This window comes from Niallia sp. MER 6 (assembly GCF_023714395.1).
Classification (GTDB): domain Bacteria; phylum Bacillota; class Bacilli; order Bacillales; family Cytobacillaceae; genus Niallia.
Map to the genome: position 1 here is coordinate 401,984 of NZ_JAMAUK010000002.1, position 16,698 is coordinate 418,681.

General features: G+C 37.3%; 17 protein-coding genes. 6 read left to right on the forward strand and 11 right to left on the reverse strand.

The window, feature by feature from the left end; translation table 11 throughout:
- Positions 1–66: 66 nt before the first annotated feature.
- The 3 genes from M3600_RS04455 to M3600_RS04465 form a co-directional block, all read right to left on the reverse strand.
- On the reverse strand, positions 67–258 hold the full coding sequence (locus M3600_RS04455) for a YwbE family protein (protein ID WP_233315754.1): 192 nt from the start codon (positions 256–258) through the stop codon (positions 67–69).
- Positions 258–434 carry a hypothetical protein gene (locus tag M3600_RS04460; protein ID WP_233315755.1) on the reverse strand — a complete coding sequence of 59 codons (177 nt, stop codon included), beginning with the start codon at positions 432–434 and terminating at the stop codon, positions 258–260. Before M3600_RS04460 ends, M3600_RS04455 begins: the two co-directional genes overlap by 1 nt.
- 74 nt (positions 435–508) lie before the next feature.
- Positions 509–1,330 carry a methyl-accepting chemotaxis protein gene (locus tag M3600_RS04465; protein WP_233315756.1) on the reverse strand — a complete coding sequence of 274 codons (822 nt, stop codon included), beginning with the start codon at positions 1,328–1,330 and terminating at the stop codon, positions 509–511.
- Positions 1,331–1,459: 129 nt separating this feature from the next.
- Between M3600_RS04465 and M3600_RS04470 the strand changes: the two genes are divergently transcribed.
- From M3600_RS04470 to M3600_RS04490, 5 genes are all read left to right on the forward strand, one after another.
- Positions 1,460–2,149: a response regulator transcription factor gene (locus M3600_RS04470; protein WP_251644811.1), complete on the forward strand. Its 690-nt coding sequence runs from the start codon at positions 1,460–1,462 to the stop codon at positions 2,147–2,149.
- Positions 2,146–3,159 carry a sensor histidine kinase gene (locus tag M3600_RS04475; RefSeq protein ID WP_251644812.1) on the forward strand — a complete coding sequence of 338 codons (1,014 nt, stop codon included), beginning with the start codon at positions 2,146–2,148 and terminating at the stop codon, positions 3,157–3,159. The genes M3600_RS04470 and M3600_RS04475 overlap by 4 nt, the downstream gene beginning before the upstream one ends.
- Positions 3,160–3,266: 107 nt before the next feature.
- Positions 3,267–4,028: an ABC transporter ATP-binding protein gene (locus M3600_RS04480; protein WP_233315759.1), complete on the forward strand. Its 762-nt coding sequence runs from the start codon at positions 3,267–3,269 to the stop codon at positions 4,026–4,028.
- Entirely contained in the window at positions 4,018–5,961 is a 1,944-nt protein-coding gene (locus M3600_RS04485) for an ABC transporter permease (RefSeq protein WP_251644813.1), read from the forward strand. Before M3600_RS04480 ends, M3600_RS04485 begins: the two co-directional genes overlap by 11 nt.
- Positions 5,962–6,042: 81 nt before the next feature.
- On the forward strand, positions 6,043–6,180 hold the full coding sequence (locus M3600_RS04490) for a hypothetical protein (RefSeq protein WP_233315761.1): 138 nt from the start codon (positions 6,043–6,045) through the stop codon (positions 6,178–6,180).
- A 43-nt stretch (positions 6,181–6,223) separates the two neighbouring features.
- On the opposite strand, the gene M3600_RS04495 is transcribed toward M3600_RS04490, so the two are convergent.
- Positions 6,224–7,477 (reverse strand): ATP-binding protein, encoded by a 1,254-nt coding sequence (locus M3600_RS04495; RefSeq protein WP_251644814.1) that lies wholly within the window; start codon positions 7,475–7,477, stop codon positions 6,224–6,226.
- Positions 7,478–8,016: 539 nt separating this feature from the next.
- Between M3600_RS04495 and M3600_RS04500 the strand changes: the two genes are divergently transcribed.
- Positions 8,017–9,408 (forward strand): amino acid permease, encoded by a 1,392-nt coding sequence (locus tag M3600_RS04500; RefSeq protein WP_237941972.1) that lies wholly within the window; start codon positions 8,017–8,019, stop codon positions 9,406–9,408.
- 42 nt (positions 9,409–9,450) lie between these two features.
- On the opposite strand, the gene M3600_RS04505 is transcribed toward M3600_RS04500, so the two are convergent.
- The 7 genes from M3600_RS04505 to M3600_RS04535 form a co-directional block, all read right to left on the reverse strand.
- On the reverse strand, positions 9,451–9,789 hold the full coding sequence (locus tag M3600_RS04505; protein ID WP_237941973.1) for a hypothetical protein: 339 nt from the start codon (positions 9,787–9,789) through the stop codon (positions 9,451–9,453).
- 83 nt (positions 9,790–9,872) lie between these two features.
- Entirely contained in the window at positions 9,873–10,205 is a 333-nt protein-coding gene (locus M3600_RS04510) for a hypothetical protein (protein ID WP_237941974.1), read from the reverse strand.
- 13 nt (positions 10,206–10,218) lie between these two features.
- The gene (locus M3600_RS04515) at positions 10,219–11,331 is read right to left on the reverse strand and encodes a DUF2599 domain-containing protein (protein WP_251644815.1); all 1,113 of its coding nucleotides are present in this window, start codon (positions 11,329–11,331) and stop codon (positions 10,219–10,221) included.
- Between the two features lie 320 nt (positions 11,332–11,651).
- Positions 11,652–12,965, reverse strand: a complete 1,314-nt coding sequence (locus tag M3600_RS04520) for a glycosyltransferase family 2 protein (RefSeq protein ID WP_251644816.1) — start codon at positions 12,963–12,965, stop codon at positions 11,652–11,654.
- A 15-nt stretch (positions 12,966–12,980) separates the two neighbouring features.
- The gene (locus M3600_RS04525; RefSeq protein WP_251644817.1) at positions 12,981–14,507 is read right to left on the reverse strand and encodes a polysaccharide biosynthesis protein; all 1,527 of its coding nucleotides are present in this window, start codon (positions 14,505–14,507) and stop codon (positions 12,981–12,983) included.
- Positions 14,508–14,519: 12 nt separating this feature from the next.
- Positions 14,520–15,611 (reverse strand): polysaccharide pyruvyl transferase family protein, encoded by a 1,092-nt coding sequence (locus tag M3600_RS04530; RefSeq protein ID WP_251644818.1) that lies wholly within the window; start codon positions 15,609–15,611, stop codon positions 14,520–14,522.
- Positions 15,612–15,667: 56 nt separating this feature from the next.
- Complete coding sequence (locus M3600_RS04535) at positions 15,668–16,645, reverse strand: glycosyltransferase family 2 protein (RefSeq protein ID WP_251644819.1); 978 nt, start codon at positions 16,643–16,645, stop codon at positions 15,668–15,670.
- Positions 16,646–16,698: the final 53 nt, after the last annotated feature.

Consider the following 16,698-nt stretch of genomic DNA (forward strand, 5'->3'; position numbering starts at 1 on the left):
ATAATGCTTGTACTAGCAGAAGAACAAAATATCGTACTAATTACCTCGATATAAAAAAAAGGGAAATCAGCGAATGGCCTGCACTCGTCCGACTTTCCCATCTGTTAGCCTTACTTTTATTCCATGTGGATGGAAAGAGGAATTTGTGAGAATATCTTTAACTACTCCAACGGTTCTCTTTCCTGTTTTTTGATCTGCTTTTAAGACGATTTCAACCGTTAGCCCGGAGGTGATGTCTTTTCTGTTTTGGCCGTTCATTAGACGCCCATTCTTCTTCGCTGGTTGTTCGTTTTTTTCGTTTGCTGGCTGTTCATCTTTTGCATTTTTGTATTGCCGTTAAGATTTGGGCCTTGCTGAGACTGTTGCTTTTTATTGGCAAGCTGCTGCTTCATTGCATCCTTTAAGCTTACTTTTTTCTTTTCTTGTTCTGACATTTTGTTTTCCTCCATTGCATTTTTGACTTGCTATTGCTACTATAACACACACCTAAATAGGAAGAAATCATTCTCTACAATTCATCGGCGAATTGATTCAGTCTTACTGCCATTTCCTGAATTTCCTCCATAAATGCACATGTTTGCTTAATGGAATTTGCCTGTGACTCCCCAATAGATGCTATCTTCTCAATCGAACGATTCATTCTGCTTGTCGCCGCCTTTATCTGTTCCATTGTAGCGTGGATTTGCTGGGTTGATTGAACAGTATCTCGGGAAAACTTTCTAATTTCATTTGCGACAACTTCAAAGCCCTTCCCCTTTTCGCCTGCTCTGGCCGCCTCGATTGCTGCATTAAGACCAAGCAAATTTGTCTGATCCGCAACCCGCTTAATAAGAGACAACACCTCTGTCGATTTATTCACCTCTCCTTCTGCTTGTTTTGATTGCCCAAGAAGTTCCTGTGAGAAATTAGCCAAAGATCCAGAGCTGTCTGTAATCATGCCAATTTGTTTGTTTGCCTGCAATAAAGAAGCGAGCATTTGATTGACAATCTCCCGCAGTTCAGTCTGCCTGCGCACTTGCACAGCAATCCCGCCAATCACCTCTCCCTTTGTATTAACAATCGGCGTTGCTGTGCCGATAAATTCAAACCCATAAAAATTTGCTGGAACGGAGGACTTGAACGCTTTTTTATCCCGAAGAGCAATGGCAAGAGGTTCCTCTCGTGAAAGCAGCTGGTTTACTTTAATTTTCAAGTCGATTGCATCTCCAGGAAAATAGGCGACAAACTTTTCTTTATCACAAATGGCAATCGACAAGTCTAACGGGATAGCCATTTTCATCATAGGGATAATGTCGATAATGCTTTCTAATGATTCTGCTCTGTTTAACAATCGTAGAACTCCCTTCCCGCGTAATACTCTTAGTATCACTTAAGCAAGGAAATACTAAACATCACTACACATTAGTTCAATCGATGTTTATAATACAAATATAACCAATTTTTTAAGTGCGGTGATTTTTTGTTCAAAATATTATTAATTGAAGATGACGCAACCCTTTTTGCTGAAGTAAAGGACCGGCTCAGCCAGTGGTCTTATGAAGTATATGGGATAACTGACTTTTCTAAGGTAATGCAGGACTTTACGACAGTAAAGCCTGATCTCGTTATCATAGACATCCAGCTTCCGAAGTTCGACGGATTTCATTGGTGCCGCATGATTCGCTCTCAATCAAAGGTGCCGATTATTTTCCTGTCCTCACGAGATCATCCGACTGATATGGTCATGTCGATGCAGCTTGGAGCTGATGATTTTGTCCAGAAGCCCTTCCATTTCGAGGTGCTAATCGCTAAAATCCAAGCAATTCTCCGCCGTGTGTACAATTACAGCCTAGAACAGACGGAAAAGAAGACTTGGTGCGGTGCAACCCTCGATTATGAAACAAACACTGTAGCTAATGAAAATGGCACAATCGAACTGACAAAGAATGAAGCTTTTATCTTAAAATTGCTTGTTGAGCAAAAGAATAAAATTGTCAGCCGAGACACGCTCATTGAACATCTTTGGAATGATAGCCGCTTTATAAGCGATAATACCCTTACAGTGAATGTTAACCGGCTTCGCAAACGGCTTGAGGAGATTGGAATCGGAAAGTTTATTGAGACGAAAGTCGGCCAAGGCTATATTGCCATTGAAGAGGACGAGGTATGATTTGGAAATTTATTAAAGAAAAACAAAGCTGGCTTTTATTTATTTTGTTTCTCCTAGCATTGAATCTGGTTGTGGCAGCACTTGATGATACAATTGCCTTCACATCAGTTCTATATACTGTATTTTTGTCTTTGCTGTTTTGCCTGCTGTATTTGTTTTGGAGATATCAAAAGGAAACAGCTTTTTATAAGACTTTGACCGAGCGGGACGATAATCTTGATTTATCAGGTATCGCTGTTCCTGAAAGTCCATTCGAGGAAATTGTCACCGAAAGTCTGAGACAACAAACCTTGTTGTTAAAAGAAGAGCTGCTCACAAATACAGTCGCATTAGAGCAAGAAAAAGACGACCTCCTCTCTTGGATTCATGAAGTAAAGACACCTATGACAACATTGCGACTTCTAATTGACCGGATTGACGATAAAGAAATGCGAGGCAATTTAACATATGAATGGCTGCGGATACATCATCTTCTTGACCAGCAGCTTCATTCAAAACGCTTGCCTTTCATGCAAAATGATTTGTATGTGGAAAAAGTATCTTTAGAGGATATTTTGTACGATGAAATTCGCACATTGCAGACATGGTGTATCCAAAAAGGAATTGGTTTTGAGGTTGAGCTTTCAGAAACCGCAGTGCTGACAGACAGTAAATGGCTGGCATTTATTATCAGACAGCTGCTGACAAATGCCGTTAAATACAGCGAAAAAGCAGATATTGTCATTACAAGCAGCAGGAAAGACGAGCAGATTATACTGCAAATCCGTGATTTTGGAATCGGCATGGAGAAAAAGGATTTGCCGCGTATTTTTGATAAAGGCTTCACATCTACAGCTAACCATCAAAACCAGCATGCGACAGGCATGGGATTATACCTTGCCAAAAAGGCAGCAGATACCCTCCATATTACAATGGAAGTCGATTCCTTGCCGCAAAAAGGAACAGCATTCACCTTGACCTTTCCAAGAAAGAATGACTTTGTCCATTTGTTAAGCAATGCAAGCATGTGACAAAACTGTCACATGCTTCTTCTATTTTGTTCGCTGATTCGAAGGATGAGACAGTTCGAGGTGCCTATAATGTAGATATAAACAAGTGGTTAGGAGAGTGACTTAATTTGATGATATTAGAAGCAAATCAAATTCAAAAAAGCTATGGAAACAAATTTAATAAACAAGAGGTGCTCAGAGGTGTCAGCCTGTCTGTTCAAAAAGGCGAGTTTGTCAGCATTATGGGAGCTTCTGGTTCTGGAAAAACAACATTGCTTAATGTGCTGTCTTCCATAGATAAAGTAAGCAACGGAACCATTAAAATTGAAGGCAGTGAAATAACCGGGATGAGGGAGAAGCAGCTTGCTCAGTTCCGTAAAAACAACCTCGGCTTCATCTTTCAAGATTATAACCTGCTCGACACACTGACAGTGAAGGAGAATATCCTTCTTCCCTTGTCGATAACGAAAACACCAAGAAAGGAAGCAGAAAACCGCTTTACAAAAATCGCCAATGAGCTCGGCATATTTGAGCTAAAGGATAAATATCCAAACGAGATTTCCGGCGGCCAGAAGCAGCGCACATCTGCAGCCAGAGCTTTTATCCATGAGCCGAGCATCATCTTTGCTGATGAGCCGACTGGTGCATTGGACAGTAAATCAGCTTCTGATCTTTTGAACAAGCTGAGCAGCTTGAACGAAACACTTGCCGCAACCATTTTGATGGTTACACATGATCCACTTGCTGCGAGCTATTGCAGCAGGGTCATTTTCATTAAAGATGGACAAATTTACACACAGTTAAATAAGGGAGAGCAGGACAGGCAGCATTTCTTCCAGGATATCATGAAGACACAAGGAATTTTGAGCGGGGTGCAATATGAACATTAATCAGCTCATTTTTCGCAACCTTGTCAAAAACATCAAGCATTATTACTTGTATGTATTTGCCTTGATTTTCAGTGTCTGCTTGTATTTCGCTTTTGTCACCCTTCAATATGATCCGTCTATGGATTCGGTGGAAGGAACGATTAAAGGCGGTGCTGCCATTAAAGTTGCCTCTATCTTGTTAGTCGTTATCGTCTCCATTTTTCTTTTTTATGCGAATATGATTTTCATTAAAAGACGCAGCAAGGAAATCGGACTGTTCCAGCTGATTGGCATGACGAAGGAAAAAATCTTTTGGCTTCTAGGAATGGAGAACTTCCTGTTATACTTTGGAGCGCTTTTCATCGGTACCTTCATCGGCTTTTCCTTTTCAAAGCTAATTATCTTAGTTTTATTTAAGATAACTGGCGTAAAAGGAATTGCAAAACTTCATTTTTCAAATGAGGCATTAGTACAGACAATTCTTGTGTTTGCAGTCATCTATATCTTCATTATGCTGATGAATTACATCTTCATTAAAAGACAAACAATCTTAAACTTGTTCAGAGTAACATCATCTGCAGAAGGCAGAGTTAAAAAAATGTCCGTCATGGAGATTATTATCGGGATTATCGGGATAGCAGGAATCATCTCAGGCTATTATGTTTCGTCAAAGCTGTTTGATGGCGATTTTCAGACAATGAATGCATTGTTTGGTGCGATGGCCTTTATATTAGGGTCTGTTATACTTGGCACCTATCTCTTCTATAAAGGGTCTGTCAGCTTTCTGTTCAATCTTGTCCGCAAAAGCAAAAACGGCTATTTAAACATTAATGAGGTCCTGTCTTTATCGAGCATCATGTTCAAGATGAAATCCAATTCGCTTCTGTTAACCATTATCACAACTGTATCAGCGCTTGCGATTGCCTTGCTGTCGTTATGCTATATCTCCTACTATTCTGCTGAGAAAAATGCAGAGACTAGCATCCCCGCTAATTTTTCATTCGGATCGAGTGAGGAAGCTGCGTTGTTTACAGAACAATTAACCAAAAATAAGATAGCATATGACGAAACAAAGATTGACGTAATAATGGCTGATATTAATATCGGCAAAATTTTAAAGGCGGATTTCAACAATCTTAATTTCGACCCGAATATGACGACACTTGCTGTTGTAAGCGAAAACAGTGTGAAAGGGGTCGATTTAGAGGAGGATGAATCATTATTCACAAACTATGATGGTGCATTAAAAGAATTTATGCCGATGAAAAACACTGGAGATATAACGCTTGAAACAAAGGACGAAGCAATCCCGCTGCACCTCATTGGTTTAGATGACGTGCCAGTTATATCCTATAAGTACACAGCTGGCGGGATGCCGACAACGATTGTCGACGAAAAGGTATTTGCTCAGCTTAACAGCAACAAAAATGACAAGCTGCAGTTAGCTTCAAGCACTTATTTCGGAGTTAATATTAACAAAAACGCGGAGATTGAAAAAGCGAATGACATTTACCATGACCTTAAATTAGAGGAGCAGGAATTCAGCCTTTCCCGTCTCGATATGGCCACTAACAACAAGTCTAATATGGGACTGACTATGTTTATCGTCGGATTTCTAGGTTTGACCTTCCTTATCACTTCCGGCTGTATTCTTTACTTTAAACAGATGGATGAAGGCGAAGAGGAAAAGCATAACTACACGATTTTAAGAAAGCTTGGCTATACGAAGGGTGATCTGCTCAGAGGAATTCAAGGCAAGCAGCTGTTCAGCTTCGGAATTCCCCTTGTGATTGGTCTTGCTCACAGTTATTTTGCTGTCCAATCAGGCTGGTTCTTTTTCGGAACAGCATGGACACCAATGCTTACTGTTATGGTCGTCTACACGCTTCTCTATTCCATCTTTGGACTATTATCTGTCCTATACTATAAAAAAGTAATAAACAACGCGCTTTAAAATCTTTACCTATTATTGGCAGTTTATCTTCTGTCAGAAGGTCTATATATACTTTATAACCTTTTAAGGAGGATGATAGAAATGAGTAACTTTGACCAATACAAAGACAAAGCTATCGATGCTGCGAAAAAGGCGCAAAGAAATGAGAAAGTCCGAGACAAAGAAAGAGATATGGGTGAAAAGTTAAAGGATAAAATGAAAGATAAGTTTAATAAATAACCCGTATAAAAAGAGCAGGCTAGTTTACGTTAGCCTGCTCTTTTCATTGGGCAAATTTGGAGTTGCTGCCCCCTCCTAACATTTCCTGTGTAAGGCTTGGCAGCACTATTTCCACAGTCGTCCCACTACCTACCCTACTTTTAATGTTTAATTGGCCGTGATGGCCCTCTTCAATTATCTTGAAGCAGGTCATTAATCCAAGTCCTGTCCCCTTCTCCTTTGTTGTATAGAAAGGTTCGCCGAGTGTCGCAAGTCTCTCTTCTTCAATGCCGATCCCTTGGTCGACAATTTGAATTGATATCTTGTCTTCTTCTAGCGCTTCTACTGTTATCGCAATAATTCCCCCGTTTGGCATTGCTTCGATCGAGTTTTGCAGAAGGTTAAGGAATACTTGCTTCAAACGGTTTTCTTCACAAAAAATCATCGGGATGTCTTCATCCATCTTCGTGTAAATTTGTGTATTATACAAATTGGACTGAGCATTGATAAAGGTGACAACATCTTTAATAATATCTTTAATATTTTTCTTTTTATAAACGTCTGCAGTCGGTTTAGAAAGAAACAAAAACTCTCCGACAATCGTATTTATTCGCTCTATTTCGGATAGAACAATATCCAAATATTCATTCTGCTTATCATCAGACTTTAACAGCTGAATAAATCCTTTGATGGAAGTAAGAGGATTGCGGATTTCGTGGGCAATTCCTGCAGACATTTGCCCGAGCAGCGCCATTTTCTCTGACTTCTGCACATATTGGTTCGTCTGCTCTTTGCGCTCTGTAATATCTGTGCCGAGGGAAAGAACGGCATCCTTGCCGTCAAAGGCAATCGACAGACAGCTGACCTCAAAATAAAACACCGATTTGTCGAATCGCATCATTTTATATTCAATATTGTGGAGCGGCTTCTTCTCTGTTTTGACAAGACTCATCCGCATTTCCCAGCGTTCCTTATATTCAGGTGCAATGAATTCTCCGAAGGACCTGCCAATCAGCTCACTAGGAGAGTTCGCCCCCATCATTAGAACTGCTGCCTTATTCACATAGATAATTTTGTTCTTGTGATGAATAAACACCGGCTCTGGCAGGGAATCAACTAGCAGCCTGTAGCTGGTCTCACTCGAACGGGCTTTTTGCTCAAAATAGCTGCCTAAGTCAATATGATAGCCGACAAACCATGCAATGGCCGTAAAAATGAAGAAGTCGATTGTAAAGAAAGGCTCTTGGTCTGCTATCTTCTGATACAACGTAAATAGGACCGAAACTAACACCAACACAACTTGTCCAGTTCTTTTCATATTTGGAGGTCTCCCCATCATATCCATTGCTCCCATGCAACATAATAGTATTAACACGTTCTTTATGATGAACATTCTTTTCTCTTATTCTACCATCTGATTGGTGGAATTGGTAAAAATTTATGATTGTTTTTTTACGGCTAGATTATGTGTCTTTTGTCAAAAAATCTGCAGAAATCGCAAAAAGATCATTTCTTTATTGTTATATAGCTTTATTTTTCTTCTACCCTTGTAGCTTGCGGTTTCAAACGCTGTCTCATTATTCACACACTATTGCAAAATAAAGAATTCTTGTTCATGAAAACCCTTTCTTATTGTACTCTCCAGAAATACAATTGTATTCTTAGGAAAAATTTATTATGATAGTTAAGTTGAATCAAGAATTATAGATAACCAGCTGAAAGATGCTTTTTAATAAAACTGCAAGAAATGAGATTGGTTTTATTCCAACTTCATCATTTCGTTGCCGGAAACCTACTCCATGAGCATTATCATATTTTGAAAATTACGGCTGCTAAATCGTGAAAGAGGGGATATAAATGTCAAACAACAACAAGCTTTCCCAAGGCTTAGAATCACGTCATATCCAGATGATTGCATTAGGCGGAACAATCGGAGTCGGACTGTTCCTAGGCTCTTCCAGTACAATCGGCTGGACAGGCCCATCCGTTTTGCTTGCATACGCAATTGCTGGAATGTTCGTATTCTTTATCATGCGGGCAATGGGAGAAATGCTTTATCTAGAGCCTAGCACAGGTTCCTTCGCCACATTCGGCCATAAATACATCCACCCGCTTGCAGGCTATATGACTGCTTGGAGCAACTGGTTCCAGTGGGTAATCGTCGGCATGTCAGAAATCATTGCTGTCGGAGAATATATGAACTACTGGTTCCCTGATTTACCGCCATGGATTCCAGGATTAATCGCCATGGCAATACTAGGTGCTGCTAATTTAGTTTCAGTAAAATCTTTCGGAGAATTTGAATTTTGGTTTGCCATGATTAAGATTGTCACAATCGTGCTCTTAATTGTAGCAGGCTTAGGCATTATCTTCTTCGGATTTGGAAACGGCGGACAAGCTGTCGGCTTATCAAATCTGTGGGCACACGGCGGCTTCTTCTCAGGCGGCTTCACAGGATTTTTCTTTGCCCTTTCTCTTGTTATCGGTGCCTATCAAGGAGTTGAATTGATTGGGATCACTGCTGGAGAAGCAAAAGATCCAAAGAAAACACTAACAAAGTCAATCAACAGCATTATCTGGCGCATTCTTATTTTCTATATTGGCGCGATTTTCGTTATTGTTACAGTGTATCCATGGGATCAGCTCAGCTCTGTCGGCAGCCCGTTTGTAGCAACATTTGCTAAAGTCGGTATCACAGCTGCTGCTGGTATTATTAACTTTGTTGTTATCACTGCTGCCATGTCAGGCTGCAACAGCGGTATTTACAGTGCAGGACGCATGCTTTATACATTAGCAATGAACAAGCAGGCACCAGCCTTTTTTGGAAAACTAACTTCAAATGGCGTACCATTATTCAGCACAATCGGCGTTATGGTCGGATTATTAGTTGGTGTTATCTTAAGCTATATCGCACCAAAGGGCATCTTTGTTTACGTTTATAGTGCAAGTGTCTTGCCAGGAATGGTGCCATGGTTTGTCATCTTAATCAGCCAAATTCGTTTCAGAAAAGCGAAAGCAGCCGAAATGGGCAGCCATCCATTTAAAATGCCATTTGCACCTGTAACAAATTATGCAACTATCGTATTTCTATTAATCGTCCTTGTCGGCATGGCCTTCAATAAAGACACACAAGTCTCTCTTGTTGTCGGAATCATCTTCCTTCTCTTAGTTGTCATCAGCTTCTTCGCTTTTGGCATCGGCAAGGAACGCCCAGACAAAAAGGACACTACTACAACAGCAAACCGTTAAATATAGAAAACAGCACTCCTTAACATTAAGGAGTGCTGTTTTTTATTTAGCTGATTTTTTTTGACCTATACAACAGGCAAGAGTTAGGAAAATGTATGGGTATGTTAATAGAATCAGCTCTAAAAATCCATATTCTCTAAAAATATGACCTTCTCTCGGGTCTGTATCATAGTAATAACCTTTACCCACCATATAGATGCCGACGAGCAAATAAGTGACAAATGATATAGTAAGCAAAACATATCCTAGTATATGGAATTTTATATTTAGAACACAATATAATAATATGCCAAAAAAGATTAATCCTAACAATAGTAACAATACACATACATATAATGGCTCATATAAATAATCACTCTCACTTCCAGGGAAGTTCATCATCCTCCCTCCTTTCTCTTATTTAATACGAGCTCGCATTTAATAAAAGGGATTCGCACTTGAATATACGATTCCCCTTTTTGCTTTCACTGCTTTTTCTTTTTACCTATACTACAGGCCAGTGTTAGGAAAATGTATGGGTATGTTAATAGAATCAGCTCTAAAAATCCATAATTATTAAAAATATGACCTTCTCTCGGGTCTGTATCATAGTAATAACCTTTACCCACCATGTATATGCCAACCAATAAATAGGTAATTATAGACAGTCCAAGAAAAACAAACCCTATCATATTAAATTTCAAGTTCAGTAAACAATATAATAATATGAAAAAAAATAGTAACCCAGCAGAAAATAACAAAAGTACTACTATCATTGGTTCATAAACAGTAGCACTTAAACTATTAATTAGCCCCATTGATTTACTCCTGTTAATAATTTTTTTTCGGATTACATGCATCTAAATATGTGTTAAGTAGAGACTTATCAGGTCTCCAAGGTTCTAAGTTCCATGATGTTTTCCAAACAGTACCTGGATTTATCGCATGACATATAAATTGATCTTTCATCCTACCATGTTTTGAGCTCGCTATACTTTTCTTGAAATTTGCATCTGCGGTAACCTCAGACCACATGTCCTTTGCAATAACAGTTGATGCAAATGTCCCTGTTAATGGTGAGCCTAAAACATAGCTTGAAGTTACGAATAATTTTGCACACGTTCTTGTATAAACAGAGAATTTACCACTGCTACTATTTCCAAAATACTTTGAGTCAGTATTATTTATGGTATCTGAACAGAACAAAGGATCAGCTTGGAGAGGGTAACTATCGCCTGTATATTCTACTGTTTGATAGATTGCATTATCCTTGAGAGTATACTGACTTTCTATAAAATCACCTTCATTATCAACAGCCCAAGGCTTCCCAATACTGAATATTATTTCTCCCTTATCATCTTTAACATAATATAATCCGTCTTCTTCAACTAAATATTGGTTTTTCTCTAACTCAATGTCAATTTTAAATTCTTTAGGCGATTCTTCAGATTCCAGTGTATAAATTTGCCTGAAACCTCCATCCAATATTTGGTTTTTCACCTGATAATCTTCATCTTCATTTTCATAAACTATAGTTCCATCATCATTTTCTTTAAACTCTAACTCTTCATCATCTAAAGAAATCTCAATACTATTTCCATCTTCATCTGTAAATTCTATACTACTTTTATCAAAATCTATCTCTGCACTGTATTCTTCTTCCTCCGATATGATACTATCCCTATTTTCTTTATAGTCACTTGTTTCAACATCTTCGATTAAATCGAATGGTAACTCCTCCATATTGGCTGCAAATTCTTCAGGAGATTTGATATTAGAAATATCCTTCGTCTCTGCTCTTGTAATTGGCAGATTAAACATACCTACAAACAGAACGGTAATTACAATTAGACTAAATATTTTTTTAAACATAAGAAATTCCCCCTCAATATTTGTAATACTTAAAGTGAAACATCTTGCTTCATGGATTTTTTTATATTTCATCTGCCCTCCTCTCTTCTTTTTTGGGTTTCTTTATTGAAGCATCCGTTTCCTTTGAGTTCACAAAATGATCATGGAAGATGGGTTATTCACATTAATTAGCACATAGTAGTATTTCTCTAAAAATTGAAAGGGAAATTTTTCATTATATTTCTACCTAAGTTAGAAGGAGAATTAATACAAAGCACTCTCTATTAATTGATGGACACAACTAACATAGAGTGCTTTTTTGGATATTTGTTCAAAAGTAAGGATTAACTATCTAAGAATAAATGCTTAGACAAAAAAGATGAGCCCAATAAAACCGGACTCACCCTTCCTTGTTAACTTTTCTGCACGACAGCTTTCCTGCCCAGATTACGAAGTCTGGACAGCCGTCTTTTAATGACAAATTTCAGCGCTGCATATCGCATCTTTTTATAAATACTTCTGCAGTTTTCCTTTGTCCAATTTAACATCACAAAATAATCATTTGCGTTTTTAGCGGAATATTTTAAGAAGTACATAACTGTAACGTACACACTGTTTCCAAACCAGTCCTCTACTTCTTTGGCATTGTAGTTGAAGTCATTAACAGCCATATTTTTGATTGTCTTTTTTTCGTTTAAATTTTCAATGATAAAGTCACTCTTTAAGTTAAAGGTGATATTATTGCCGTGAATTCGATACACACCTGCGACTGTATCAAGAAAGCCGGCATCGCCAACGAGCAGGGATCTTAAATAGATAGCAGAATCATTGACCATTTTCATGTTTACAATGTCCATCTCAATGAGCGCAGACCGCTTAAAAACAGTTGTTAGTGTGGATGCTGGCTTCGGGTAGCCTTTTTTTTCAAAGTTAATAAAATAATCATATTTTTTGACGATGGTGTTTAGCTTAAGGTCTGAAAGTTTTAATTCGAATTTGTTCGTTTTATCTAAGAATACATTAGCTGCAACAAATGAAACTTCTGGATGCTGTTCATGAAAATGGACTGCTTTGCTTATATAATTCGAATCAATCAGATAATCGTCATCATCTAAAAAGAAAATATACTCGCCGTCAGCATGTGTAACAAAGGCTTTCAACCGGTTTGTGCCTGGTCCTTCATTCTTGTTATTTCTCATATATATGACATTGGACGTACTAGCATATTTCTTCTCCATTAAAGAGCTTGTTCCGTCCTGGGAGTTATCGTCTATGATGATTAACTCAATATTTGGATAATCTTGCTTTAGAATACTGTCAATTACTTGTTCTAGAAATCTTTCTCTATTATACGTAGTAATAATAACATTCACTTTCGGTGCTGATTGTTGTGGGAACGTAAGATTATCATGCAGCGAGTTTTCCTTAAAAGCTTGAAATCTCGTTATATGAGTGAAAATTTGTTTAGCAGCTGCTTCATCTAGAAAAAATTGCGCTTCTAAATAGAAAAGAAACACTTCTTCAGACAGCTTTCCTTTTAACAGCGCAAGTAACACTTCGTTAAAATTCTCTATATAATCCTTTTGTTCGGCAGAGTCAGCTAGTTTTTCACTTAAAAACTTTTGCAGTTGTGCTATATCCACTATAGTGCTCATTTCTTGCTGATTGGTATGGAAAAAGTCAGTAATCACAGTGCCAGTTTGTTTTAGTTCATGCTCCGAATTCATAAACATCCTCCTCTCTTATGTAGAGATAGATTTTTTGCGCTTTTGTTGATTAATAAGTTTAACGATAATATCTCTTGTATATTTAAAAGCCTCTCTGTCGATAACAGCATTAACAGAAGCAAATATCACAATCGTTAATCCTAATAAAATAACGGCGCTAAGAATTGTCGTTACATAAGAAGTTGGATGAATGCTCATCGCTTTGGCTGCAGTTACGATGATTGAGAATATCACAATATTTGTCAGCCATCTTCTTATTGTCATCCACGCATTTCTTTCCAGTATCTTTTTGTTCGCATAAAGGACGATATCGATAGAGCGATATAATAATGCTGCGATTGTGCCAAGCAGCACACCATATATTCCTAAAAACTGAACAAGCGTGATGGAGCAGACTAGATTAATCGTACATTCCAATATCGCCCGGCTTTGTGTCTTCTTGAAATGCCCTGCAATATTTATGACATTATTAGAGGTTGCTCGCGCATTCACTAATAATTTAATGATGACAAATAAGGTCGGTATCCAAAAATCAATATAGTTTATATCCTTAATTCCGCTCGTATACAGCTCCATAAATGGCAAGATGAATATATAGGCGACCGTAAATAAGGAGAACACAAAGGACATGAAACAAACTTCGTAAGCATTAAATAGTTTTAAGAACTTATCTTTGCCTTCATGAAAGGTTTGTCCGAGTGCAAATGTGACACTGCTGTTGACGGTGCTGATGACTTTATCTAATACAGAAAACAGCATATTATAAAGCACATAGACACTTACAACCTTTAAATTCGTAAAGATAGTCAGAATAAGGACATCCGTATTGTTAAAGATTAGAGAAGATATTTGGTGAACCATCACTGATTTTTTTTGCGAAATGGCGTCAAAATCTGGTTTAACCTTTAAATCTAGCCATTGATAATTTCTATTAATATAGATTTGATAAATGATAATTTGCACAATCATTAACACAAAATGTGTCGATTGAATCGCAATAAGATTATAGCCTTTAAGGATAAATAGAATCTTTAATCCACTTATCACAATATTAATAAGTGTTGTGATTGATGTATCGACATAGCTTTTTCCTTCTGCAATTAAAAAAACTTTAAAGGTTCCTTGAAAATAGAAATTAATAGCTCCGCCCATACCTGTAACGAGAATTACAAACATAATCGTCATTTTATCGATGGATGAATCAATAAAAAGCGGATAGAAAACGGAAAGCAGGATAATACAGATAAAATAGTAAATACCCGTTTTTTTATAGTAGCTTGATGTAGCTGACAGGATAGAATTTATATTTTCCCGATTTGCACCTGCCACTTGTTTATATAATGCTTGTAAGGAGGCAGCTCCTACCCCTGCTTCTAATAGGGACATATAAATAATAATTTGCCCAACAGAAGATAATAATCCATTTACCTCAGAACCAAAGTTCACCAAAAGTAAACGCGGAATTAAAATGCCCAGTGCTATGATTAGTAACTGACTTATTAACCCTAAGGCTAAATTGATCAGACTTCTTTTGGCTTTCATATTTACTCCTTTTTATTTCCAGTCATTCAACAAGTATTTATCCAGCTGTAGAAACTGCAGGTTAGAATCCTTGATAATATGCTCCATATCCAGTTCTCGATACTCTACCTGTGCAAGTTCTGTAATATCAAGCTTGCCAATATCCTTGATTTCACTGTATTTTCCTTCAAAATTTATATCGTGTAACACATTGGTCATTTTTTTGCTGTAAATTATCGGAAACACTTTTTTCTTAAATAACAACCCAAGAATCATCGCGTGAAATCTTGTGGCATACATTATTTCGACTTTATGAAGCTCCGCCAATGCTGTATCTAAATCATTTTTATAGTTAACTACTTTGATGTTAGGCTTGTATTTTTCGTCCATTACTTGCAGCAGCTCAGCGATTGCTTTTTCATCACCTTCATATTTACAAAAGGAAAATAACGTGACTTGATAATCATTGTTAATAAATGATTCACAAATTTCTTTCATCTTCTGTAAATAAGCCGCTTTAAATGGTGCTAGGTTTTCCCGGTTACTCACATCTATCAGTGAAATACCAACCCTTTTCTCCACCTGAATTCCTTGTGCTTGATAATCCAAATTAAACACAACATCTTGTGCTAAGCGGACATTGGGAAGCTCTTTAAACAACTCATATGATTGATTATCTCTAAAGCAAACATCATCATAGTTTGAGAAGATATGTTGATAGCTTTCAAAAAAGCCGCTATTTTCATATGGCCCAAAATTGCAGCCTAACAAAAAATTAGACTTATTATTTAATAGCTTCGCTTTATCCTTTTTTATCTTCATTTTCCAATTCTCTTTTTCGATAAAAAGAGAGCCGCCAATATATACATGTGCGTCCATCGTTAAACCAAGCATCGTTCTAATAAAGGATTTGCTGAATAGTTTATTAGGAATCTTATCAATCACCTTATATAGGATATTCGGATAAATCACATGTAAGTTTTTTATTCCTGTGAAAGCACTAAGCTTCCCTTTATTTTCATAAATATAGAATTGTGTTTGAGGGTATCGCTCACATAAAACTTTAACGAATAAATCATCTCCTAAGTTGTTGTTTAAATATGCTGATATTAAAACCCTTTTCAAAGAAACACCTCGTTTATCCATACAGTTAAGTTAGTTAGTTAAGTTAGTTAGCTTTTTTACACAATCTTCTTTTTAAGCTGTTTCGGGTACTTTAATAAAACATCGCCTAGGAGAAACTGACCCTTTAAGTATTGATGAATTACAATTCTTTTCATTAATTTTTTTATCCCTTTATTGTTATGCTTTACGGAAGCTTCCCATTTAGGGAAGTAGCGGTCCATTGTTGTCTTTATATTCACAGCTATATTCATTCTTACAGTCGTATCTTCTACGTACATGAGTTTAAATAATAATCCATTCAAGAGATGGTCGATAAACAAATATTCAACCTTATTTAGATTCTTATTAAGCTTCCCTTGTTTTTCTAATTCCTTATACACATTTTCAACCATATAAATCTTATCGTTCAGTTTTAAAGGATTAATTGTGTTCGTTTGAGAAGTATCTCTTGAAATATCATAAAAATAGAGGGCTTGATCAATTTTTGCTATATTACTAGCATTCGCAACAACCACTGGGACAATCCCGAGATCTTCATACCAATAGCCCTCAGGAAAACGATAGTTTTCCCATAACTTTCTGCTAAACAGTTTATTACAAGGTCCGGCACTGCAGGTATGCAGTTCTGTGCCAAGATGAATATGCTGTTTCTGGCCTTGTTTATTCACTTTGTAATAGTCAAACACAATCAAGTCACATTGTTGGCTGTTGACTATATCCACACATGCTTGAACGGCATTATTGTCCAAATAATCATCGCTGTCCACAAACATAAAGTATTCGCCTTTTGCGATACTTATCCCTAAGTTTCTAGCGCTCGCTTGACCGCCATTTTCTTTGTTATAGATGCGGATTCTATTATCTGTTTTGCCGATTTCCTCTACAATGCTTAAAGAGTTATCAGTCGAACCGTCATTTATCACTACTATTTCTATATGTTTATACGTTTGATTTTTGAGTGAATCTAAACATCTCGTTATATATGCTTCTACATTATAAACAGGTATGATAATACTTATTAAAGGATTAATCATGTCTTTGTTTGTCCCTCCGCTATGTTGTACATTAGGGTAGCTCCTCTTTCGTT